This window comes from Pseudomonas guariconensis (genome assembly GCF_015680235.1).
In the GTDB taxonomy this organism is placed as follows: Bacteria; Pseudomonadota; Gammaproteobacteria; order Pseudomonadales; family Pseudomonadaceae; genus Aquipseudomonas; species Aquipseudomonas guariconensis_A.
The window spans coordinates 1-582 of record NZ_JADLJL010000079.1 but is presented as its reverse complement, the minus strand read 5'-3'; the positions used below and the strand labels follow the sequence as shown (position 1 = coordinate 582).

Genomic DNA, 582 nt, shown 5'->3' with positions numbered 1-582 from the left:
CTTAGAAATGAACATTCCGGTGTGAATGTTGATTTCTGACTTTTGTCAGATCGTTCTTTAAAAATTCGGATATGTGATAGATAGACTGACACGCACTTTCACTGGTGTGATGTCAGGCTAAGGTAAAATTTGTGAGTTCTGCTCGTAACTGAGCAACATGCGAATTTTCGGCGAATGTCGTCTTCACAGTATAACCAGATTGCTTGGGGTTATATGGTCAAGTGAAGAAGCGCATACGGTGGATGCCTTGGCAGTCAGAGGCGATGAAAGACGTGGTAGCCTGCGATAAGCTTTGGGGAGTCGGCAAACAGACTGTGATCCAGAGATCTCTGAATGGGGGAACCCACCTAGGATAACCTAGGTATCTTGTACTGAATCCATAGGTGCAAGAGGCGAACCAGGGGAACTGAAACATCTAAGTACCCTGAGGAAAAGAAATCAACCGAGATTCCCTTAGTAGTGGCGAGCGAACGGGGACCAGCCCTTAAGCTGGTTTGAGATTAGTGGAACGCTCTGGAAAGTGCGGCCATAGTGGGTGATAGCCCCGTACACGAAAATCTCTTGCCAGTGAAATCGAGTAGG

The 582-nt window shown here is 46.9% G+C and carries 1 rRNA gene; it reads left to right on the top strand.

Going from position 1 to position 582, the window contains the following annotated elements:
* Positions 1–215: 215 nt before the first annotated feature.
* Positions 216–582, top strand: a 23S ribosomal RNA gene (locus IRZ56_RS22925); the annotation flags it as partial.